Here is a 16,803-nt window from a genome sequence, read left to right as displayed (position 1 = left end):
AGGCCCCATTCAGGGTCCTTCAGAGCCTCTTAACGAACGCGCGGTACCGGGGGTAATGCCATCGCCTGCCCTCGAAGAGACCGGATTGCCGATCGTGACGAGCGATCTGGTCGCGCGTGGGCTCGAACTCGTGCCGATCCCCGCGGTCCATGTCGTGCTGAACGGCGGGCAATTCGAGCTGTACGCCATGAACCGTGCCTATCGTCTGGCAGGGTTCGGCGTCGTTGCCGAGCGTTCGCGGATGATCGCCGAGCTTGGCGACCAGATCCGTGCGTTCCTGTGTTCGCAGCAGATCAGGTCCGATTTCGACTGGGTGATGGGCGACGTGATCGACTGTCGGCACTACCGCGTGACCATCGCGCGGTCCGATCCCGTGTTCTGCGACCGGTGCACGATCAGTTTCATCGACCTGACGTCGCAGGTGCAGACCGAGCGCAGCCTGCGCCGCGAGATGACGACGGACAGCCTGACGGGGCTGCTGAACCGCGAAGGGTTTGCCGACCTGATCGAGGAGATCGAGGATCATGCATCGAGCGCGGTGCTGGCGATCGACCTCGATCGATTCGGCCGGTTGAATTCGTGCCTCGGCTCGCTGGCGGGGGATGAGTTGCTCATCACCGTGGCGCGGCGGATCAAGGGCGCGTTGCGCGCACGCGACACGCTCGCCCGGATCGGCGGCGACCAGTTCGGGATCCTCATGACGATCGAAAAGGATCGCGAGGAGGCTCAAGCGCTCGCCGAGCGGATCCACCGGACGCTGATGACGCCGTTTCGCCTGACCGACTACGAGATCAGCGTCGAGTGCTCGGTAGGTATCGCTTATGGTGCCGACGAGTCCGGCGACAGCGTCGAACTCGTCCGCCACGCGCAGTTCGCGGTAAAGCGCGCCAAGGTCAGCGGCCGCGCGGAATTCTATCAGGTCCAGGATTTCGCGATCGCCCGCGCGCAATTCGGCATGGAGACCGCACTACGTCGCGCAATCGAGCACCGCGACCTGCGGCTCGCCTATCAGCCGATCTGCGATCTGGCCACGGGTCGGATCGTGTCGTTCGAGGCGTTGGCGCGGTGGACCGACGGGGACGGGCATGAGCATTCGCCGACCGAGTTCATCGCGGTCGCCGAGGAATCGGGACTGATCGTACCGCTCGGGCGATGGGCGATCGACGAGGCGGCGCAGACGCTGGCGCGTTGGGATGCAGCCAATGGCGGACCATGCGGCGTCAGGCTGGCCGTGAACCTGTCCGCGATCCAGCTGCAGCGCGACGCGATCGCGCCGGTGCTGCAGGCCGCGCTCGACTTGACGGGGCTGTCCGGGGATCGGTTCACGCTCGAACTCACCGAAAGCGCGATCGTCTCGGATCCGGATCGGATCGCCGGCACGATGCACGCGCTGAAGGCGCTCGGCACGAACCTGGCGATGGACGATTTCGGGACGGGGTATTCGAACCTCGCCTATCTGCAGAAGCTGCCGATCGACATCCTCAAGATCGACCGAAGCTTCGTGACGGGCATGCTCGCGGACCGCGACAAGGTGTCGATCGTCCGCGCTATCCTCAGTCTGGCGCAGGCACTGGGGATGCGGACGACGGCCGAGGGGGTCGAGACCCACGAACTTTCGCAGACGCTGGCGGCGCTCGGGTGCACGTACGGGCAGGGATATTTCTATGCGCGGCCACTGGAGGCGGATGCGGCGTATACGATGATCCAGTCCGCCGCCGCCGCGAACTAGGCGGAGACCTTCGCCACCATTGCATCGGCAATGATCGCCACGCGTTCCGCGTCGGGGAACCCTTCCCCAATCCACTGCGTCTCGACGCGGCGAAGCATGGCCGCGACATCGGGACCCTTGCGCAGGCCACGTTCGACCAGCGCGCCGCCGGAGAACGGAAACGCAGGTGGCGTCCAGTCCCTGACCGCGGAAATGTCCTCACCCGCGACGAGCAGACGATCGATCGCACCGGCCACGCCGACCCGATAGGCCAAGGCTAGAGGCCCTTCCTCACCGGGCCCGGCGGTGGCGGCGATCAGGCGTTTGCGGTCGAGGTTGGAGAGCTTAAGCCGCGCGCCGACGGCTTCGGCCGCAGCCGGGGCGATCGCCACCGCGAGCCTGCGGATCGGGTCGGGCACGATGCCTGCCGCAGTTTCGCGGTCGGCGAGCAGGGCGAGGCGCTCGGCACCGGCCGCGTCGATCTCGGGCAGCACGGCGCGAAAGATGCCGCGCTCGACCATCAACGCGACGACCGCCACGGCGTTGGCCGCCACCAGCAGCTTCAACACTTCGCTCGCGACGCGCTCGCGGGAAAGCGCCATCAGGTCGTTGGCGCGCGCGGTGCAGGCGTCGAGCCCCGCTTCATCGATCGCGGTGCCGAACCGCGCGTGGAAGCGGAAGAAGCGAAGGATGCGCAAATGATCCTCGGCGATCCGCTGCAACGGATCGCCGATGAAGCGGACGCGCCGGGCCGCCAGGTCGTTGAGGCCGCCGAAATAATCGAAGATCTCGCCGGTCGCCGGATCAGCGTAGAGCGCGTTCATCGTGAAGTCGCGCCGCGCCGCGTCCTCACGCCAGTCGTCGGTATAGGCGATGATCGCGTGGCGGCCGTCGGTCGAGACGTCGCGGCGCAGCGTCGTCACCTCGACCGGACCTGCGGGGGTGACGGCAGTAATCGTGCCGTGCGCGAGGCCGGTCGGAACCGCCTTGATCCGCGCATCCTGGAGTCGTTCGATCACTTCCCGCGGGGGCAGGCGGGTGGCGATGTCGACATCGGCGACGTCGATCCCCAGCAGCGTATCGCGCACCGCGCCACCGACGAAGCGCGATTCGCCCTCGGCCACGCCGAGAACTTTCGTCAGTGCCTCGAGGCCGTCCCGCTCGCGCCACGGCGCGGCCGGGAGTATCAAGACCACCTCAGGCGGCGGGCAAGGTTGACGATCATCGCGGCGGTCGCGCCCCAGATACGGCGCTCGTTCCACATGATCTCGTAATAATGCCGGTCATGGCCCTGCCATTCGAGCGTCGCCTCGACATGGTTCGACTCGTCGAGCAGGAACGCGAGCGGGACTTCGAAGACGCTCGCGACCTCCGCCTCGCTGGGCGTGAAGACCAGGTCGGGCGGGATGACGCCGATCACCGGCGTCACCTGGAACCCGGTGACGGTGCGGTAGCTGTCGGCCTCGCCGATCAGGTGGACCTTGTCGCGGGGGAGGGCGATCTCCTCCTCGGCCTCGCGCAGCGCGGCGGTGACGACATCCTCGCCGGGATCGATCCGACCGCCGGGAAACGCGATCTGACCGGGGTGGCGGCTCATCGTGTCGGTGCGCTGCGTCAGGATCACGCCGGGATCAGCGCGGTCGGTCACCGCGATCAGCACCGCGGCGGGAAGCAACGTGTCGGCGGCTGTGAGATCGCCGTCATGCTGGTCGCCGGTGAGCAGGATCATATGCGACCCAGCGCCCTTCGCCAGCGCCGCCGTCAGTCGGTCCGCCAAGCTCATGCAGCGGGCTCCAGCGGGAAGAACGCACCATCGCTCCACAAGCCTGCGGGCGTCGCGTCGTCCGCGATCGCACGCTCGGCGAGTTCGTAATAGACCGAGCGAACGACCAGCGCCTCCATCCCGCCGCGCACGGCGAGGTAGGGACGTGGACCGCCATCGCCATCGGCCGTATCCTCGACGAAGCGCAGCGGATGCTCGGGGCCGGCGGTGACGAGGTCGCCGGTGTTGAGCCGGAAGGCGAGCTTCGCATCGCGACCGGTGCCCTCGGCCTTCATCTCGACGGCGATGAAGGGCGCGTCCTCGACCTCGATATCGAGCTTTTCGACCGGCGTGACGAGGACGTGGCTGCCATCGGGTTCGCGGCGCAGGATCGTCGAGAACAGCCGGACCATCGCCGGGCGGCCGATCGGCGAGCCCTGGTGATACCAGGTGCCGTCCCGCGCGATCCGCATCTCGCTGTCGCCGCAATGCGTCGGGTTCCATTTATCGACCGGCGGAAGCTTGGCCTCCTCAACCAGCTTGGCGATCTCGGCGAGACTGAGCGAGGCGATATCGGGGATGGGATCCATGGGCATGGCGGCGGACTAGGCGGGCAGGGGGCCGAGGTAAAGCGGTGGCTTATGCGGATGCGGTGACCGGCGTGGTCTCGGCAACGCGGGGGCTGAGCATCCCACCGGTGTCGGGTACCGCATCGCCGCGCGCGAGCAGGCGGTGGCGCTCGACCGGCCCGGGGGCGGCCCAGCGCGCGGTGCGCTCAGCGGTGAAGCCAAAGAACCGGCCGTAATAGTCGGGATCGCCGATCAGCATGAGCGCGTCGTCGAGGCCCGCGGCGGTGGCAGCGTCGAGCGCTTGCGTCATCAGGCGACGACCGATGCCATCGCCCTGATGGTCGGGTACCACGGCGACCGGGCCGACCATGACCAGCGGGATCAGTCTGGCGTCGTCGACCAGCGCAATCGGCCAGCACTGGATCGAGCCGACCAGGACGCCGTCCTCGATCGCAGCGAAGCTGAGCGCGGCGACCGGCTTCGTGCCACCGCGGATCGTGTAGGCAGTGCGCGTGAACCGGTCGGGGCCGAACGCTGCATCGAGCAGCATCTCGATGGCGGTCGGGTTGATGCTGTCCAGGGGAACGAGAGTGATCAACGGCATCTCCTGCCCGGACTGCGCCGCGGACACGCGCGAAGGGCAGCGCGCTTTAGCCTTGGCGGCGCTGAACGCAAGGATAACCGAACCGACATTCGAACGACCCGGTGCTCGGGCGATCCTCGCCGAACGGTGTGACTTTCATCTCGCGGTGCGTCTGCTAGAGGCGCGCTGATGGAAGACAGTCTCCAACTCGAAGTCCACGATCTCGAAGTGCAGGTCCTGACCGGCATCTATTCGGAGGAGACGCACCTGCCACAGCCGCTGCGGATTTCTCTGACCGTGGACATGGTCTGCCCGAGGCAGTTCGCGCCGGATACGCCGCTATCGGCGTCGAAGAACTATCTCGATCTCAAGAACGCCGCGACCTCCGCGCTGCCGCCCGGCGTGCATTTCACGTTGATCGAGGGCGTTGCGGATCATATCTGCGAGACGCTGTTCCTGCAGGATGCGCGGGTCCTGCGGGTGAAAGTGAAGATCGTGAAGCTCGCGATCGCCGAAGCCGATGAGGCTATCGGCGTCACACTTGTCCGACATCGTCGCTGATCGCATGCTGCTGAAGCTGGCTCCGGGCGGGGACATCGCGGCGCTCGTGCGTGACGCGGTTGGCGAATCGCGGGTCGTCCTGATCCCGGCTGACCTGGATGCGCTGACGATGGCGCAGGCGAGGGCCGCGATCGGTCCCCTCGCGATCGAACTGGCGCCTGCGGTTCGCGTCAACGCGGTCGTGCCAGCCGAGGGGGCTCGTCAGGCCGACCTGGACGCAGCGGTCGCTTTCCTGGAGCAGGCGCGCTCGACCACCGGACAATTGCTGGCCGTCCGGTAGTAGGGCGCTTCCCGAACAGCTCAGCTCTTGCGGGTTCGTCCGCACGGACCCAGCGCCGCCAGGACGAACGCGTAATCCTCCCGCGCGATGGTCGCGTCACCCGCCTCCAGCGATCCCGTGCTTTTCTCCGGCAAGGTCTGCGGCAATGCACAGGTCAGCCGATACCAAAGTAGCGTCTCCTGCGCGGGGGGCGCGGCCGACTCGTCGACGATCTCGCTCAACGCTACCGCCCAGCGCGGCTGTTCGCCGGGGCGACGCAGTACCGACAGGGATACCGGGCGCTGGTCCGCGGTCGTCAGGAAGATCTGGGTCTCGCCTTCGCCAGGCAACGCGCCCGGCACGTGGAATGCGTTGCCGACGCCGGTAATGACGGGCGGTGCGTCGCTCGCGAGTGCGTCGTGGGCGATCTTCCGTGCCCGCGCATCCGCTGTCGGCGTCCAATCCAGCTGAGCATCGGGCGCGACCAACTGGACCTGGTTCACCGCGCCGGACACCGGTCGCGCGAATAAGAGCACCCGCGCCTTCTTGAACTTGGGTACCCGGCCGGCCGCATCGGGCATCACATCGAGCAAATACCCGATTCGCGGCGGCAGGCCGTCGGCGCCGCGGATCAGCGCGGTGACGTCCACCTCGACATATAGTCTGACATGACCCGCAGCGAGATTCGGCGCCTCGGCCGGCTTGATCTTTGTCGTCGACCGGACCGTCGCGTCGGCGATCACCGGGGCGGACAGGACCAGGTCGGCAATGTCGGAATACCCAACTCCGCCAGCCGCTTCTGCGTGCGCCGCGCCCTGCGATGGACCCGCGATATCGGCGGAAACCCGAGGTGCGGGCTGGGCTTGCCGAGCGCCGACCGGGGCCGCGGCGATGCTGATCGAGAGGGCCGAAGCCGTAACGTGAAAGAGAAGATTCATGTCTTCAGGCTACGCTAGGCAAGCTGAACGATACAGAAATAATTCTGCCATCCTATGGTTGTACGTTTGTTGCGTCCGACAAAGCGTTTGCGTGTCGCAGAACGTGGCGATAGGACTTGCGTACTGCCCCGTGGTTATTCCGGCCAACGGCAGACGCATGTGCCGCGTACCCATTGCGGGCCCGTGCGTACGGAGCAGGCAGATTAAGGGAGTGTCGTTTCTGAATGGCCTATACTGACCAGAAGATGTCCGGAGGCAAAATCGTCGCGATCGTGATCGTCGCGCTGATTCATGCGGCCTTGGGCTACGCTTTCGTCACGGGCCTCGCGTATCAGTACGTGAAAAAGGCCCAAGAGAAGATGACGACGTTCGACGTGGAGCCGCCACCGCCGCCGCCTCCGCCCGACGAGCCCCCGCCGCCGCCACCCGACCAGCCAAACCTGCCGCCGCCACCGACTACGGTCGTGACGCCGCCGCCAGTGGTCGTAACGCCGCAACCAGCGCCCGCGCTGACGACGTCGAGCATCATTCCTCGGTTCCAGCCGACGGCACCGCCGTCGCCGCCAGCACCACCAGCACCGCCGGCACCGCCGCCGGCGCCGCGTGTCTCGCAGGCTGCTGGACTCAAGGGTAACCCAGGGCAGTATTTCGGCGCGGATAACTATCCGCCGTCGGCACAGCGCGAGGGTGCTCAGGGTCGTGTTTCGGCGAAGCTGACGATCGGTACGGACGGTCGCGTGACCGACTGTTCGGTGACGTCTTCCAGCGGCAACACGACGCTGGATGATGCAACCTGCCGGATCTCCAAGGCCAGGGTGCGTTTCACGCCGGCCAAGGACGAAAATGGCGCTGCCATGACGTCGTCGTACCAGCTGAACATCAGGTGGGTCCTGCCTCAGGAATGATCCATCCTACGTCAACCGCACCAGATAAAATTCAGTCAGAGGACTAAGCGAACATGATCACCACCATTCTTGCGGCGGCAGGGACCGCCGCTGCCGACGCCAACCCGTACGGCCTGCAAGCTGCACTTCGTGAAGGCGGTCTGATTTCGCAGACCGTGTTCGGCATCCTCGTGCTGATGTCGATCGTGTCGTTCTACATCCTGTTCTCGAAGCTGTTCGAGCAGCAGAAGATCATTGGTCAGGGCAAGCGCGTCCGCCAGGCCTTCTGGTCGTCGAACTCGCTGCGCGAAGGTTCGGCCAAGCTTGAGAAGAACTCGGCCTACAAGCAGATCGTCGACGACGGCCTGGCCGCTCAGGAGCAGCATTCGAAGCTGACCGATCCGGTCGAGGCTCATGACTGGCTGCACGGTTCGCTGGCGCGTTCGGAAGCTGCGATCAATTCGAAGCTGGGTGGCGGTCTCGCGTTCCTCGCGACGGTCGGTTCGGTCTCGCCGTTCATCGGTCTGTTCGGTACGGTTATCGGCATCTACCGCGCACTGGTGAAGATCGGCGCATCGGGTCAGGCGTCGATCGACAAGGTCGCAGGGCCGGTCGGTGAAGCCCTGATCATGACCGCCCTCGGTCTGGTCGTCGCGGTTCCTGCCGTTCTGTCGTACAACTGGCTGCAGCGCCGCAACAAGTCGATCGCAGAGGACCTGTCGGCCTTCTCGAACGACGTGCTCGGCTTCCTTGCTTCGAACGGCGCAGTCCGTCCGTCGATCGCTTCGGGCGCCAAGCCGGTTCCGGCCAAGCCGGTCACGACGACCACGACTGCCGGCCAGACCGGTGGCGTACCGCGCGCCAACTAAGACGCGAAAGGCGGGGCGGCTGTTCGCAGCGGCCCCGCTTCATTGCCGCCGGCGGTTCCGGTGGCGATTATATGGATAGGATAGTTCGCACATGGCGATGAGTGTTGGTGGCGATTCCACCGAGAGTTCGATATCGGACATCAATACGACGCCGCTGGTCGACGTCATGCTCGTGCTCCTGATCATCTTCCTGGTGACGACGACCGTCGCGGTCCAGGCCGTGCAGCTGAAGCTGCCGGATGTTCGTTTCGATCCGACGATGACCAAGCCTGAGAACGTCTCGCTGTCAGTGACGTCCGCCGGTGGGCAGTGCCAGGTGTACTGGGGTCTTTCGCCGGTGACTCACGAAGAGCTGCTGCAGCGTGCTGTCGACAAGCTGAAGGCTGAGATCGCACGTCAGGGCGGTGTCAACGCGGCTGGTCTCGAATTGCCCGAGGCTCATATCCGCGGCGACGTGAATGCACCGTATCGCTGCATCGGCGCGACGATCTACACGATGCAGCAGGCTGGGTTCGCCCGCGTCGGCTTCATCTCCGAACCGCCTCCCGGCGGCACCACTGAACGTTGATGGCGAACGCTGATGCCGAACGCTGATGATCGCTCGGACGTATTTAGGAGTAGTATAAGATGGCAATGAGCGGCGGCAAAGAAGATGGCGCGCCGATGATGGAAATGAACATGACGCCGTTGATCGACGTCCTGCTCGTTCTCCTCATCATGTTCATCATCACGATCCCCATTCAGACGCATGCGGTGAAGGTCGACCTTCCGGTCAACAGCAAGAACCAGCCGCAGAACCCGGTTGATCCGCAGAAGAACAAGATCTCGATCGATCCCGCCGGTACGGTTGCCTGGAACGGTTCGCCGGTCGACGAGGTCACGCTGCGCCAGTATCTGGACCAGTCCGCTGGCATGACGCCCGAGCCCGAACTCCACTTCCAGCCCGATCCCGAATCGAAGTACGAAGTGGTCGATCGCACGCTCGCCGTGATCAAGCGGTCCGCGATCACCAAGCTCGGCTTCATCGGCAACGAGCAGTATCGCAACGCCTTCTAAGCGCTCGCGTACAGCATCGAACGTCCAAAGGGCGGTCCTCCGGGACCGCCCCTTTTTTGTTGCTCGCTCAGGATCGGGCGGCGGCTGGAGCCGGGCGGCAAAGCACTCGGCAACCTATCGATAGACCGCGGTCTGCAATGGCTGGGCGAACTTGATCAATGTGCTTGTATGGCAGTCATCGAAGTGACACACCGTTGTCACAAAAATGAAACCTTCCGACACGCGAAGGTCAATGGAGATGGATCATGCGCAAGACCGTCCTGTTCGTTCTCGCAACCCTGGGTGCCGCCACGCCGGCGTTGGCAGGTCAGTCCGCCTCGGTCGATCGCACTGGGTACGTCGCGATAGCGTCTGGCGACCTGTCGACGGCGGAACAGCGGATCATCGCGGAGCGGAAGATCTTTCCACAGCGTCCCGAACTGATGCTCAACCTGGCGTCGGTGTATCACCGTACCGGTCGCGAGTCGGAGGCACGCGCGCTGTATGCGGCGGTGCTCGACCGCCCAGCGGTCGCGATGGACCTGCCATCGGGCGCAGTGGCGTCCTCGCACGATCTGGCCAGCCGTGCGTTGGCGCGGCAATCGCAGCAGATCGCAACTCGCTGACGACTGACGCGCGCCGTCCGAGGAGGTCGCGTACTACCTTGTTCTCCCGCGAAGGCGGGAGCCCAGACTGGGTCCCCGCCTTCGCGGGGAAACAAGCTGAGTAGGCGGTTGATCGTATCTTCACAGCTGCGAACAGCTATCAGCTGTAAGGAACCTCACCGTTCGATCGGATCGCGATGACGGCGGTTCGAAGGTACTGCGATTAGGCGGCAATTCGACAACGTGTCGTGCACTATTCGCTTGCGACCTCGCGGTCGTTAGCGGCGGAAACCCCGTCGATCACGACAAGCATTTCACTACCCCGGCGAAGGCCGGGGCCCAGTTGGGAGCCGCTGCCAACTGAGCTGTGAGCGTCATCACCGAGACCTCACCACTTGGACCCCGGCCTTCGCCGGGGAGGTCGGCTAGCAGGGCATGCTGTTTGCTCACTGCCGACAAGTGGCTGCCATGTTGCGGGGAGCATCGCGGAATCGCGCAGTTCGGCGACATGAAGCAGTTAGATCAGCTTTAACCCTGAGCAACCGTCTGCGGTGGTCTCGCCCGATCCCCGAGCCCAAGCTTTAGAGCCGCGGCAGCGTCACCCCGCGCTGCCCCATATATTTCCCCGCACGGTCGGCATAGCTCACTTCGCACGGTTCGTTCCCCTTGAGGAACAGGAACTGGCACGCCCCCTCATTGGCGTAGATCTTCGCCGGAAGCGGCGTGGTGTTGGAGAACTCCAGCGTCACATGGCCCTCCCATTCCGGCTCGAGCGGGGTGACGTTGACGATGATCCCGCAGCGCGCATAGGTCGACTTGCCGAGGCAGATCACCAGGACGTCGCGCGGCACGCGAAAATATTCGACGGTCCGGGCGAGTGCGAAGCTGTTCGGCGGGATGATACAGACGTCGGTCTTGCGATCGACGAAGCTGTTCGCCGCGAAGTCCTTTGGGTCGACGATCGCGCTGTCGACGTTGGTGAAGATCTTGAACTCGTCCGCAACGCGCGCGTCGTAGCCATAGGACGACAGCCCGTACGAGATGCAGCCGTCGCGGCGCTGCGCTTCGTGGAACGGCTCGATCATCGCATCGCCCAGCGCGCGTTCGCGGATCCAGCGGTCGGACATCACGGACATGGCAACTCCCTTTTCGGAAGCGGCTTTCGCGCGGATGCGGGCTCACGGCAAGAGGGACGCGCCGAATCACGTGTAGCCCCGTCCGAGACTTCCCCAGGAAGCGTCTGCTTACGCGCGTAGGCTATTGATGCGCTCGGGCGGTGGCGTCACAATGCAACGTCACGATCATGGCGGTCGAGACTGCGCCATCGGTGCTGGCCCGACGGCAAAAAGGGAAGCTGGCTTGAAGTTCATCGAGACCCCGTCACCCAATTTCGACGACCGTTCGCTGCCCATCACGATGATCGTGCTGCATTATACCGGGATGCAGGACGGTGCGTCGGCGATCGCTCGGCTGCGCGATCCGGAGGCGAAGGTGTCGTCGCACTACCTTGTCGAAGAGGACGGCACCGTCTTGCGGATGGTCCCGGAGGACAAGCGTGCCTGGCACGCGGGCAAGTCGCATTGGCGCGATGTCGACGACGTCAATTCGGCGAGCATCGGAATCGAGATCGTCAATCCAGGCCATGAGTTCGGCTATCGTCCGTTCCCGCCCGAACAGGTCGCCTCGGTCGTGCAGCTGGTCGCCGAGATCAAGGATCGTCACGAGATCACGCGCGGCAACATCGTCGGCCATTCGGACATCGCACCGGTGCGCAAGCGCGATCCGGGCGAGCTGTTCCCGTGGCACGAACTGGCGCGACGCCGGCTGGCGTTGCCGCGGCCGACCAAGAACCTGATGGACCCGGGCTGGACCGAGGGCGGCTTCTGCCTCGCGCTCGAACGGTTCGGCTACGACGTTGAGAACCGGATGGCGGCGACGATGGCGTTCCAGCGGCGGTTCCGCCCGGAGCTGGTCGATGGCGAGGTCGATGCGGAGTGCCGGTGCATCCTGCTGGCGTTGTTGCTGCCGAAGCCGATGGGTGACGACTGACGAACGCTACGGTCTCCCCTCCCTGGAAGGGAGGGGCAGGGGGTGGGTCGGCCGGCTTTTGTCGTAACCGTTCCATGATGCGGAACCCTACCTACCCCCGACCCCTCCCTTTCAGGGAGGGGGGAGCGTTGCGCTGGCGGAGCGCGTTGGCCACGAAAACGGTGGTGCATCGCCCGCACCCGCGCTAGGGCTCGCCGCGCCAGAGGGTCGGGCGGCCGCGGGTGTTTTCGGACACGCGAGGAAAGTCCGGGCTCCGCGAAACGACGGTGCCGGGTAACGCCCGGCGAGGGTGACCTCAGGGAAAGTGCCACAGAGAGCAGACGGCCAACCCTCGGCCTTGGTCGGGGCGGTCAGAGTGAAAGGGTGCGGTAAGAGCGCACCGCGCGCCTGGTAACAGGGGCGGCACGGCAAACCCCACCGGGAGCAAGATCGAATAGGGGTGGCACATGGGCTTCGTTTCAGCTCGTCACCCGGGTTGATTGCTTGAGGCGGCGGGCAACCGTCGTCCTAGAGGAATGGTCGCCTAACTTCCGTATCGAAGGATCGGAAATGGACAGAACCCGGCTTACAGACCCTCTGGCATCCTTCCCCGAACCAATGCAGACTTAGGCCGTAACAGGTCGGGGGAAGTGATGCGTTTGAGAAAAATCGGTCTGCTGAGTGGCAGCCTGTTGGCGATGACCGCGGCGTCGGCGCAGACGGGGGCTCCGCCAGCGACCACCGTCCAACAGGATTTCGACACCGCCGCGGCGCTCGATGCGAAGGGTGACAAGCCCGCCGCGCTCGCTGCGTGGCAGACGCTCGAGGCACGCACCAAGCCCGGCTCGCGCAGTCGCGGCGTCGCGCTGATCCGCAAAAGTGCTGCGCTCTTCAAGCTCGATCGGTCCGACGATGCGGTGACCGCGGCGCGAGCGGGGCTCGCCTTGTTGCCGGCGACCGATGCGACGCTCGCCGAGGATCGCTGGCGGGCGAATTACAATCTCGGCACCATTGCGGAAAACGCGCTCGACTATGCAGGGGCGAGCGATTCCTACGCGAGCGCCGAGATTGCCGCCGACACGCCCGACTTGAAAGCCGCATCGATGCTGGCGCTGGCGAACACCAAGACGTTCACCGACCCTGCCGCCGCGGATGCCGCACTCGCTCGCGCCGACGCACTGCTGAAGCCGCTCAAGACCGATGGCAAGCTGAAGGCGCTGGTCGCGCGGCGCCATGCGATCCTGCTGCTCAACCGCGGCGCCTACGAACCGGCGCGCGCCTATGCGGTCGACGCGGTCAAGCAACTCGGTGGCCTAACCTCGCAGACCGACGTTACCGACGTGTCCGCGCGTTCGGATGCGGCGATCGCCTCGCTGCTGGCGGGCAAGGCGGACGATGCCCGCCACTATATGGCGATGACCGGGGCGGGGCGGCTGACAAAGGGCGAGTTCGATCCTGCGGTACAGATGGACGTCCCGCCCTGCGGCGGCGAAGCCGATCTGCGTCCCGCGGACATGGCGGTCGTCGAGTTCACGATCGGCGACGACGGCGTGGTGCGGAACGTCGCGCCGATCTATGCGGCAGGCGGAGGTGCGGTCGCGCTGGAGTTCGCGCGTGCGGTTCGCGACTGGTCGTGGACGCCCGAGCAGGTCAAGGCGCTGCCCGCGTTCTTCCGCTACAACGTCCGCGTCGAGATGCGCTGTTCGACCGCGTTCGAGCGTCCGTCGATCACCAAGTTCCTCGACGCGGACATGGCGACATGGCTCGAATCGAAGGGTCTCGCACTGCCGGTCGAGGAGCGCGGTGCCGATGCGATCTCGGTCGTAGGCCAGCGTGCCGCGCTGGCCGCAGCGGAGGCGAAGTCCGGACCGACGTCGCTCGCCGCGTTGCCACCGCTCTATCAGCTCGTGAACAACGCGGTGGTCGGGCGCGAGGAGACCAACGTCCTCGCACGTCGGGCGCTGGCGATCGCCGAGGCGCAGGGCGCGCCACCGACCGCGCGTCTGCCGCTCGACATCGGCATTCGTGAAACCAACAGCGCGGACAGCTGGAAGGATGGCGCCTATGCACGTGCCGTGACTCCCTTGTTGTCGATGCCAGTGTACGCGAATGATCCCAAGGCGCGGTCGGCGATCCTGTTGCTGATCGCCGAACGTACCAACTCGCGCAGCCGCCGTGCGGTGCTGTTGCAGCAGGTCGCCGACGACAAGGGGCTTGCCGCAAACGATCCGCTCCGCGTCGGCGCGTTGATCCGCCTCGCCTCGCTCCAGCAGCAAGCGGGCGAGACCGCCACCGCGCGCGCGACCTTCGAGCGGTCGGGACTGGCCGCGAACCAGTGCGCGATCCTCGATGCGCCGCCGCACTTCCTGTCGGCGGGTGGCGTGTTTCCCGACGAGGCGCGGATGTGGGGTTTCGAAGGCTGGACCAAGACGCAGTTCGATGTCGATGCCGATGGCCGGGTGCTGAACCAGCGTGCGGTGCTAAGCTATCCGCCGTTCGTGTTCACCAAGGCGGGCGTGCAGACGGTGGCAGGGGCGCGGTGGAGCAAGACCTTCCGCCCCGATGGCGGCGTCGGCTGCGGCGGGCTGTCGCAGCAGGTGCGGTTCAAGATGCCGGGATGAGGCTTGGCTCTGCGATCCTCCCCCGCCAGGGGGAGGTGTCTGGCGCTTGCCAGACGGAGGGGCGGTAAGGGAACTTCCGCCCCGTGTCCGCCCCCTCCGTCGCCTTCGGCGCCACCTCCCCCTGGTGGGGGAGGATCAGCGAGAGGCATCATCCCGCCAGCCTACATCAGGACCTTGTCCGGCCGTCCGACTTCCTCCAGCACGGTCGACGAATCGATCTCCATCATCGGTTTGATCAGCCCGTCGCGGATGTCGTAGACCCAGCCGTGGAGCAGCACCTCCTGCCCACGCGCGAACGCACCCTGGATCGTCTTGGTGCGCGCGAGCCGGACGAGCTGATCGCGGACGTTGACCTCGACCAGCCGGTTGACCTTCTGCTCGCGGTCTGGCTGCGCGTCGATCTCGTCGGCATGATCGTGCAGCACGCAACGTGCGGTGCTGAGCCAGTCGTCGACGGGTCCGGTGGTGCCGCCATCGAGGGTGGCGCGGATCCCGCCGCATGCATAATGGCCGCAGATGATGATGTGCCGCACGCCGAGCACGTCGATCGCATATTGCAGCACCGACATCAGGTTCATGTCGTCGTCGTTGACGAGATTGGCGATGTTGCGGTGGATGAACATGTTGCCGGGCGGCGTCATCGTCATCTGTTCCGGGCCGACGCGGCTGTCCGAACAGCCGATCCACAGGAACTCCGGGTTCTGGCCGACCAGCTGGCGCTGGAAGAAGTCGGCGCTCTCCTCGATGATCTCGGCCGCCCACGCCTTGTTGGCGAGCAGGAGCTGCTTGTACTGCCTCATGCGAAACGAACCTCGGTCTGGGGGGCGTTGATCAGCTTGACCGTCCGCAGCGCGAGATCGCCGCGGATGAGCACGGTGATGCCGCGATACGCGGCACCCTTGATGAACGCGTTGATGATGTCGACGTTGTCGAGATCGACATAGCTGGTCGACGACAGGTCGATCAGCAGGTTTGCATTGTCGGGCACCTTGGCGAGCGACTTCTGCAGTTCATATTTGTGGATGAAGTACAGGTTGCGACGCGCGCGAACGAGGCAATCCTCATCGTCGCAGGCAAAGGTGATCGCGGTACGGAAGTTGCGCGCGACGACGAACACGAAGCCGACCGCAAGGCCGATGACGATGCCTTCCAGAAGGTCGGTGAACAGGATCGCAGCCACCGTGACGACGAACGGAATGAACTGCGTCCAGCCCTGCTTGAAGCGCTCGGTATAGAGCTTCGGCTTGGTCAGCTTGTAGCCGGTCGCGATCAGGACGGCGGCGAGCGCCGACAACGGGATCAGGTTGAGCACTGCCGGGATCAGCGCGACGCTGACCAGCAGCCAGAAGCCGTGCAGGATCGTCGACAGCTTGCTCTCGGCCTTGGCATCGACGTTCGCCGAAGAGCGGACAATGACGGACGTGACGGGCAGGCCACCGATCAGGCCGGACAGGATGTTGCCGCCGCCCTGTGCCATCAGCTCCCAGTTCTTGTCGGTCGAGCGACGGCGCGGATCGATCTCATCGACCGCCTTGACGCTCAGCAGCGATTCGAGGCTGGCGACGATCGCGAGCGTGACCGCGCTGCTCCAGACGATGCCCATCGTGATCCCCGAGAAATCAGGGAAGGTGAACAGCGACGGGAATTGCGACAGAGTCTGCGTGATCGGGACCTGCACCAGATGCGTCGCCTGAAGCTGCCAGTCGGGCTTCACGACGCCCAGCAGCATGTTGCCGAAGATACCGATCAGCACGACGACCAGCGGGCCGGGAACGAAGCGCAACGGGCCGTCCTTGGGCTTCGCGCCATCCCACCAGAACAGGAAGACGAGGCTGACCGACGCGATCAGGATCGCGCCCGGCGTGACCGCGGCGCTGAGACTGTCGAAGATCCGCGAGAAGGTGTTGATGCCGTTCGCGGTGGTGAATTCGAAGATGCCCTCGGCCTCACGGTCGAACCCGACCGCATGCGGGATCTGCTTGAGGATCAGGATCAGACCGATCGCGGCCAGCATGCCGGTGATGACCGACGACGGCACGAACTCGCTGAGGATGCCCGCGCGGGTGAGCGAGAAACAGATTTGGAGCACGCCGGCAAGGACGACCGCCATCAGGAACATCTGGTAGCTCGGCATGCTCTCGATCGCGGTGAGCACGATCACCGTCAGGCCAGCGGCGGGGCCGCTGACCGACAGCGGCGACTTCGAGAACAGGCCGACCGCGATGCCGCCGACGATCCCCGAAATGATGCCGGCGAACAGCGGCGCGCCGGATGCGAGCGCGACGCCAAGACAGAGGGGCAGCGCGACCAGCGCGACGACGATGGAGGCGGGAAGATCCGCTCGCCATGTGGTAAGCTTTGGAATGAGAGTCGGCACCAGG

19 protein-coding genes and 1 other RNA gene are annotated in these 16,803 nt (G+C 65.4%); 12 read left to right on the top strand and 8 right to left on the bottom strand.

The genetic code is table 11. From position 1 onward, the window contains the following. The first annotated feature begins 55 nt into the window (after window positions 1-55). Window positions 56-1,729, top strand: a complete 1,674-nt coding sequence (locus AC1MH0_RS04075) for a putative bifunctional diguanylate cyclase/phosphodiesterase (protein WP_480964822.1) — start codon at window positions 56-58, stop codon at window positions 1,727-1,729. On the opposite strand, the gene AC1MH0_RS04070 is transcribed toward AC1MH0_RS04075, so the two are convergent. Genes AC1MH0_RS04070 through AC1MH0_RS04055 form a run of 4 tightly spaced genes read right to left on the bottom strand, consistent with a single transcriptional unit; the run spans window position 1,726 to window position 4,637 of the window. Further along, window positions 1,726-2,904 carry a CCA tRNA nucleotidyltransferase gene (locus AC1MH0_RS04070; RefSeq protein WP_480964821.1) on the bottom strand — a complete coding sequence of 393 codons (1,179 nt, stop codon included), beginning with the start codon at window positions 2,902-2,904 and terminating at the stop codon, window positions 1,726-1,728. The genes AC1MH0_RS04075 and AC1MH0_RS04070 overlap by 4 nt on opposite strands. After that, window positions 2,895-3,491 (bottom strand): CoA pyrophosphatase, encoded by a 597-nt coding sequence (locus tag AC1MH0_RS04065; RefSeq protein WP_480964820.1) that lies wholly within the window; start codon window positions 3,489-3,491, stop codon window positions 2,895-2,897. The genes AC1MH0_RS04070 and AC1MH0_RS04065 overlap by 10 nt, the downstream gene beginning before the upstream one ends. Then, window positions 3,488-4,066 (bottom strand): DUF1285 domain-containing protein, encoded by a 579-nt coding sequence (locus AC1MH0_RS04060; protein WP_480964819.1) that lies wholly within the window; start codon window positions 4,064-4,066, stop codon window positions 3,488-3,490. The genes AC1MH0_RS04065 and AC1MH0_RS04060 overlap by 4 nt, the downstream gene beginning before the upstream one ends. A 43-nt stretch (window positions 4,067-4,109) precedes the next feature. After that, window positions 4,110-4,637: a GNAT family N-acetyltransferase gene (locus AC1MH0_RS04055; RefSeq protein WP_480964818.1), complete on the bottom strand. Its 528-nt coding sequence runs from the start codon at window positions 4,635-4,637 to the stop codon at window positions 4,110-4,112. On the opposite strand from AC1MH0_RS04055, the gene AC1MH0_RS04050 reads away from it, so the two are divergent. From AC1MH0_RS04050 to AC1MH0_RS04040, 3 genes are read left to right on the top strand one after another with little or no spacing between them, the layout of a single operon-like run. Then, entirely contained in the window at window positions 4,630-4,812 is a 183-nt protein-coding gene (locus AC1MH0_RS04050; RefSeq protein WP_480964817.1) for a hypothetical protein, read from the top strand. The genes AC1MH0_RS04055 and AC1MH0_RS04050 overlap by 8 nt on opposite strands. Further along, complete coding sequence (locus AC1MH0_RS04045) at window positions 4,812-5,183, top strand: dihydroneopterin aldolase (RefSeq protein WP_480964816.1); 372 nt, start codon at window positions 4,812-4,814, stop codon at window positions 5,181-5,183. Before AC1MH0_RS04050 ends, AC1MH0_RS04045 begins: the two co-directional genes overlap by 1 nt. After that, complete coding sequence (locus AC1MH0_RS04040) at window positions 5,164-5,463, top strand: Rossmann fold domain-containing protein (RefSeq protein WP_480964815.1); 300 nt, start codon at window positions 5,164-5,166, stop codon at window positions 5,461-5,463. The genes AC1MH0_RS04045 and AC1MH0_RS04040 overlap by 20 nt, the downstream gene beginning before the upstream one ends. 20 nt (window positions 5,464-5,483) lie before the next feature. Here the strand turns inward: AC1MH0_RS04040 and AC1MH0_RS04035 are convergent, their stop codons facing one another. Continuing rightward, window positions 5,484-6,380 (bottom strand): hypothetical protein, encoded by an 897-nt coding sequence (locus AC1MH0_RS04035; RefSeq protein WP_480964814.1) that lies wholly within the window; start codon window positions 6,378-6,380, stop codon window positions 5,484-5,486. 224 nt (window positions 6,381-6,604) lie between these two features. Here AC1MH0_RS04035 and AC1MH0_RS04030 point away from each other — a divergent pair, with 224 nt between their 5' ends. From AC1MH0_RS04030 to AC1MH0_RS04010, 5 genes are all read left to right on the top strand, one after another. Then, entirely contained in the window at window positions 6,605-7,285 is a 681-nt protein-coding gene (locus AC1MH0_RS04030) for an energy transducer TonB (protein WP_480964813.1), read from the top strand. A 53-nt stretch (window positions 7,286-7,338) separates the two neighbouring features. After that, on the top strand, window positions 7,339-8,133 hold the full coding sequence (locus AC1MH0_RS04025) for a MotA/TolQ/ExbB proton channel family protein (protein WP_480964812.1): 795 nt from the start codon (window positions 7,339-7,341) through the stop codon (window positions 8,131-8,133). A 91-nt stretch (window positions 8,134-8,224) separates the two neighbouring features. Continuing rightward, complete coding sequence (locus tag AC1MH0_RS04020; RefSeq protein WP_056058193.1) at window positions 8,225-8,701, top strand: ExbD/TolR family protein; 477 nt, start codon at window positions 8,225-8,227, stop codon at window positions 8,699-8,701. 59 nt (window positions 8,702-8,760) lie between these two features. Next, the gene (locus tag AC1MH0_RS04015; RefSeq protein ID WP_056058196.1) at window positions 8,761-9,189 is read left to right on the top strand and encodes an ExbD/TolR family protein; all 429 of its coding nucleotides are present in this window, start codon (window positions 8,761-8,763) and stop codon (window positions 9,187-9,189) included. Window positions 9,190-9,434: 245 nt separating this feature from the next. Beyond that, complete coding sequence (locus tag AC1MH0_RS04010; protein WP_480964811.1) at window positions 9,435-9,794, top strand: tetratricopeptide repeat protein; 360 nt, start codon at window positions 9,435-9,437, stop codon at window positions 9,792-9,794. Window positions 9,795-10,354: 560 nt separating this feature from the next. On the opposite strand, the gene dcd is transcribed toward AC1MH0_RS04010, so the two are convergent. Beyond that, complete coding sequence (gene dcd, locus AC1MH0_RS04005) at window positions 10,355-10,909, bottom strand: dCTP deaminase (protein ID WP_055878967.1); 555 nt, start codon at window positions 10,907-10,909, stop codon at window positions 10,355-10,357. 280 nt (window positions 10,910-11,189) lie between these two features. Here dcd and AC1MH0_RS04000 point away from each other — a divergent pair, with 280 nt between their 5' ends. The 3 genes from AC1MH0_RS04000 (at window position 11,190) to AC1MH0_RS03990 (ending at window position 14,422) form a co-directional block, all read left to right on the top strand. Beyond that, on the top strand, window positions 11,190-11,822 hold the full coding sequence (locus AC1MH0_RS04000; protein WP_480965670.1) for an N-acetylmuramoyl-L-alanine amidase: 633 nt from the start codon (window positions 11,190-11,192) through the stop codon (window positions 11,820-11,822). Between the two features lie 199 nt (window positions 11,823-12,021). Further along, window positions 12,022-12,406: RNase P RNA component class A (rnpB, locus tag AC1MH0_RS03995), an RNA gene on the top strand. 48 nt (window positions 12,407-12,454) lie between these two features. Then, window positions 12,455-14,422, top strand: a complete 1,968-nt coding sequence (locus tag AC1MH0_RS03990) for an energy transducer TonB (protein ID WP_480964810.1) — start codon at window positions 12,455-12,457, stop codon at window positions 14,420-14,422. 161 nt (window positions 14,423-14,583) lie between these two features. On the opposite strand, the gene AC1MH0_RS03985 is transcribed toward AC1MH0_RS03990, so the two are convergent. After that, entirely contained in the window at window positions 14,584-15,222 is a 639-nt protein-coding gene (locus AC1MH0_RS03985; protein ID WP_480964809.1) for a carbonic anhydrase, read from the bottom strand. Continuing rightward, the gene (locus AC1MH0_RS03980; RefSeq protein WP_480964808.1) at window positions 15,219-16,799 is read right to left on the bottom strand and encodes a SulP family inorganic anion transporter; all 1,581 of its coding nucleotides are present in this window, start codon (window positions 16,797-16,799) and stop codon (window positions 15,219-15,221) included. The genes AC1MH0_RS03985 and AC1MH0_RS03980 overlap by 4 nt, the downstream gene beginning before the upstream one ends. Window positions 16,800-16,803 lie beyond the last annotated feature (4 nt).

Source organism: Sphingomonas sp. AP28 (genome assembly GCF_056680455.1).
Note: the sequence above shows the minus strand (reverse complement) of the source record. Positions and strands in the feature narration are given on the sequence as shown.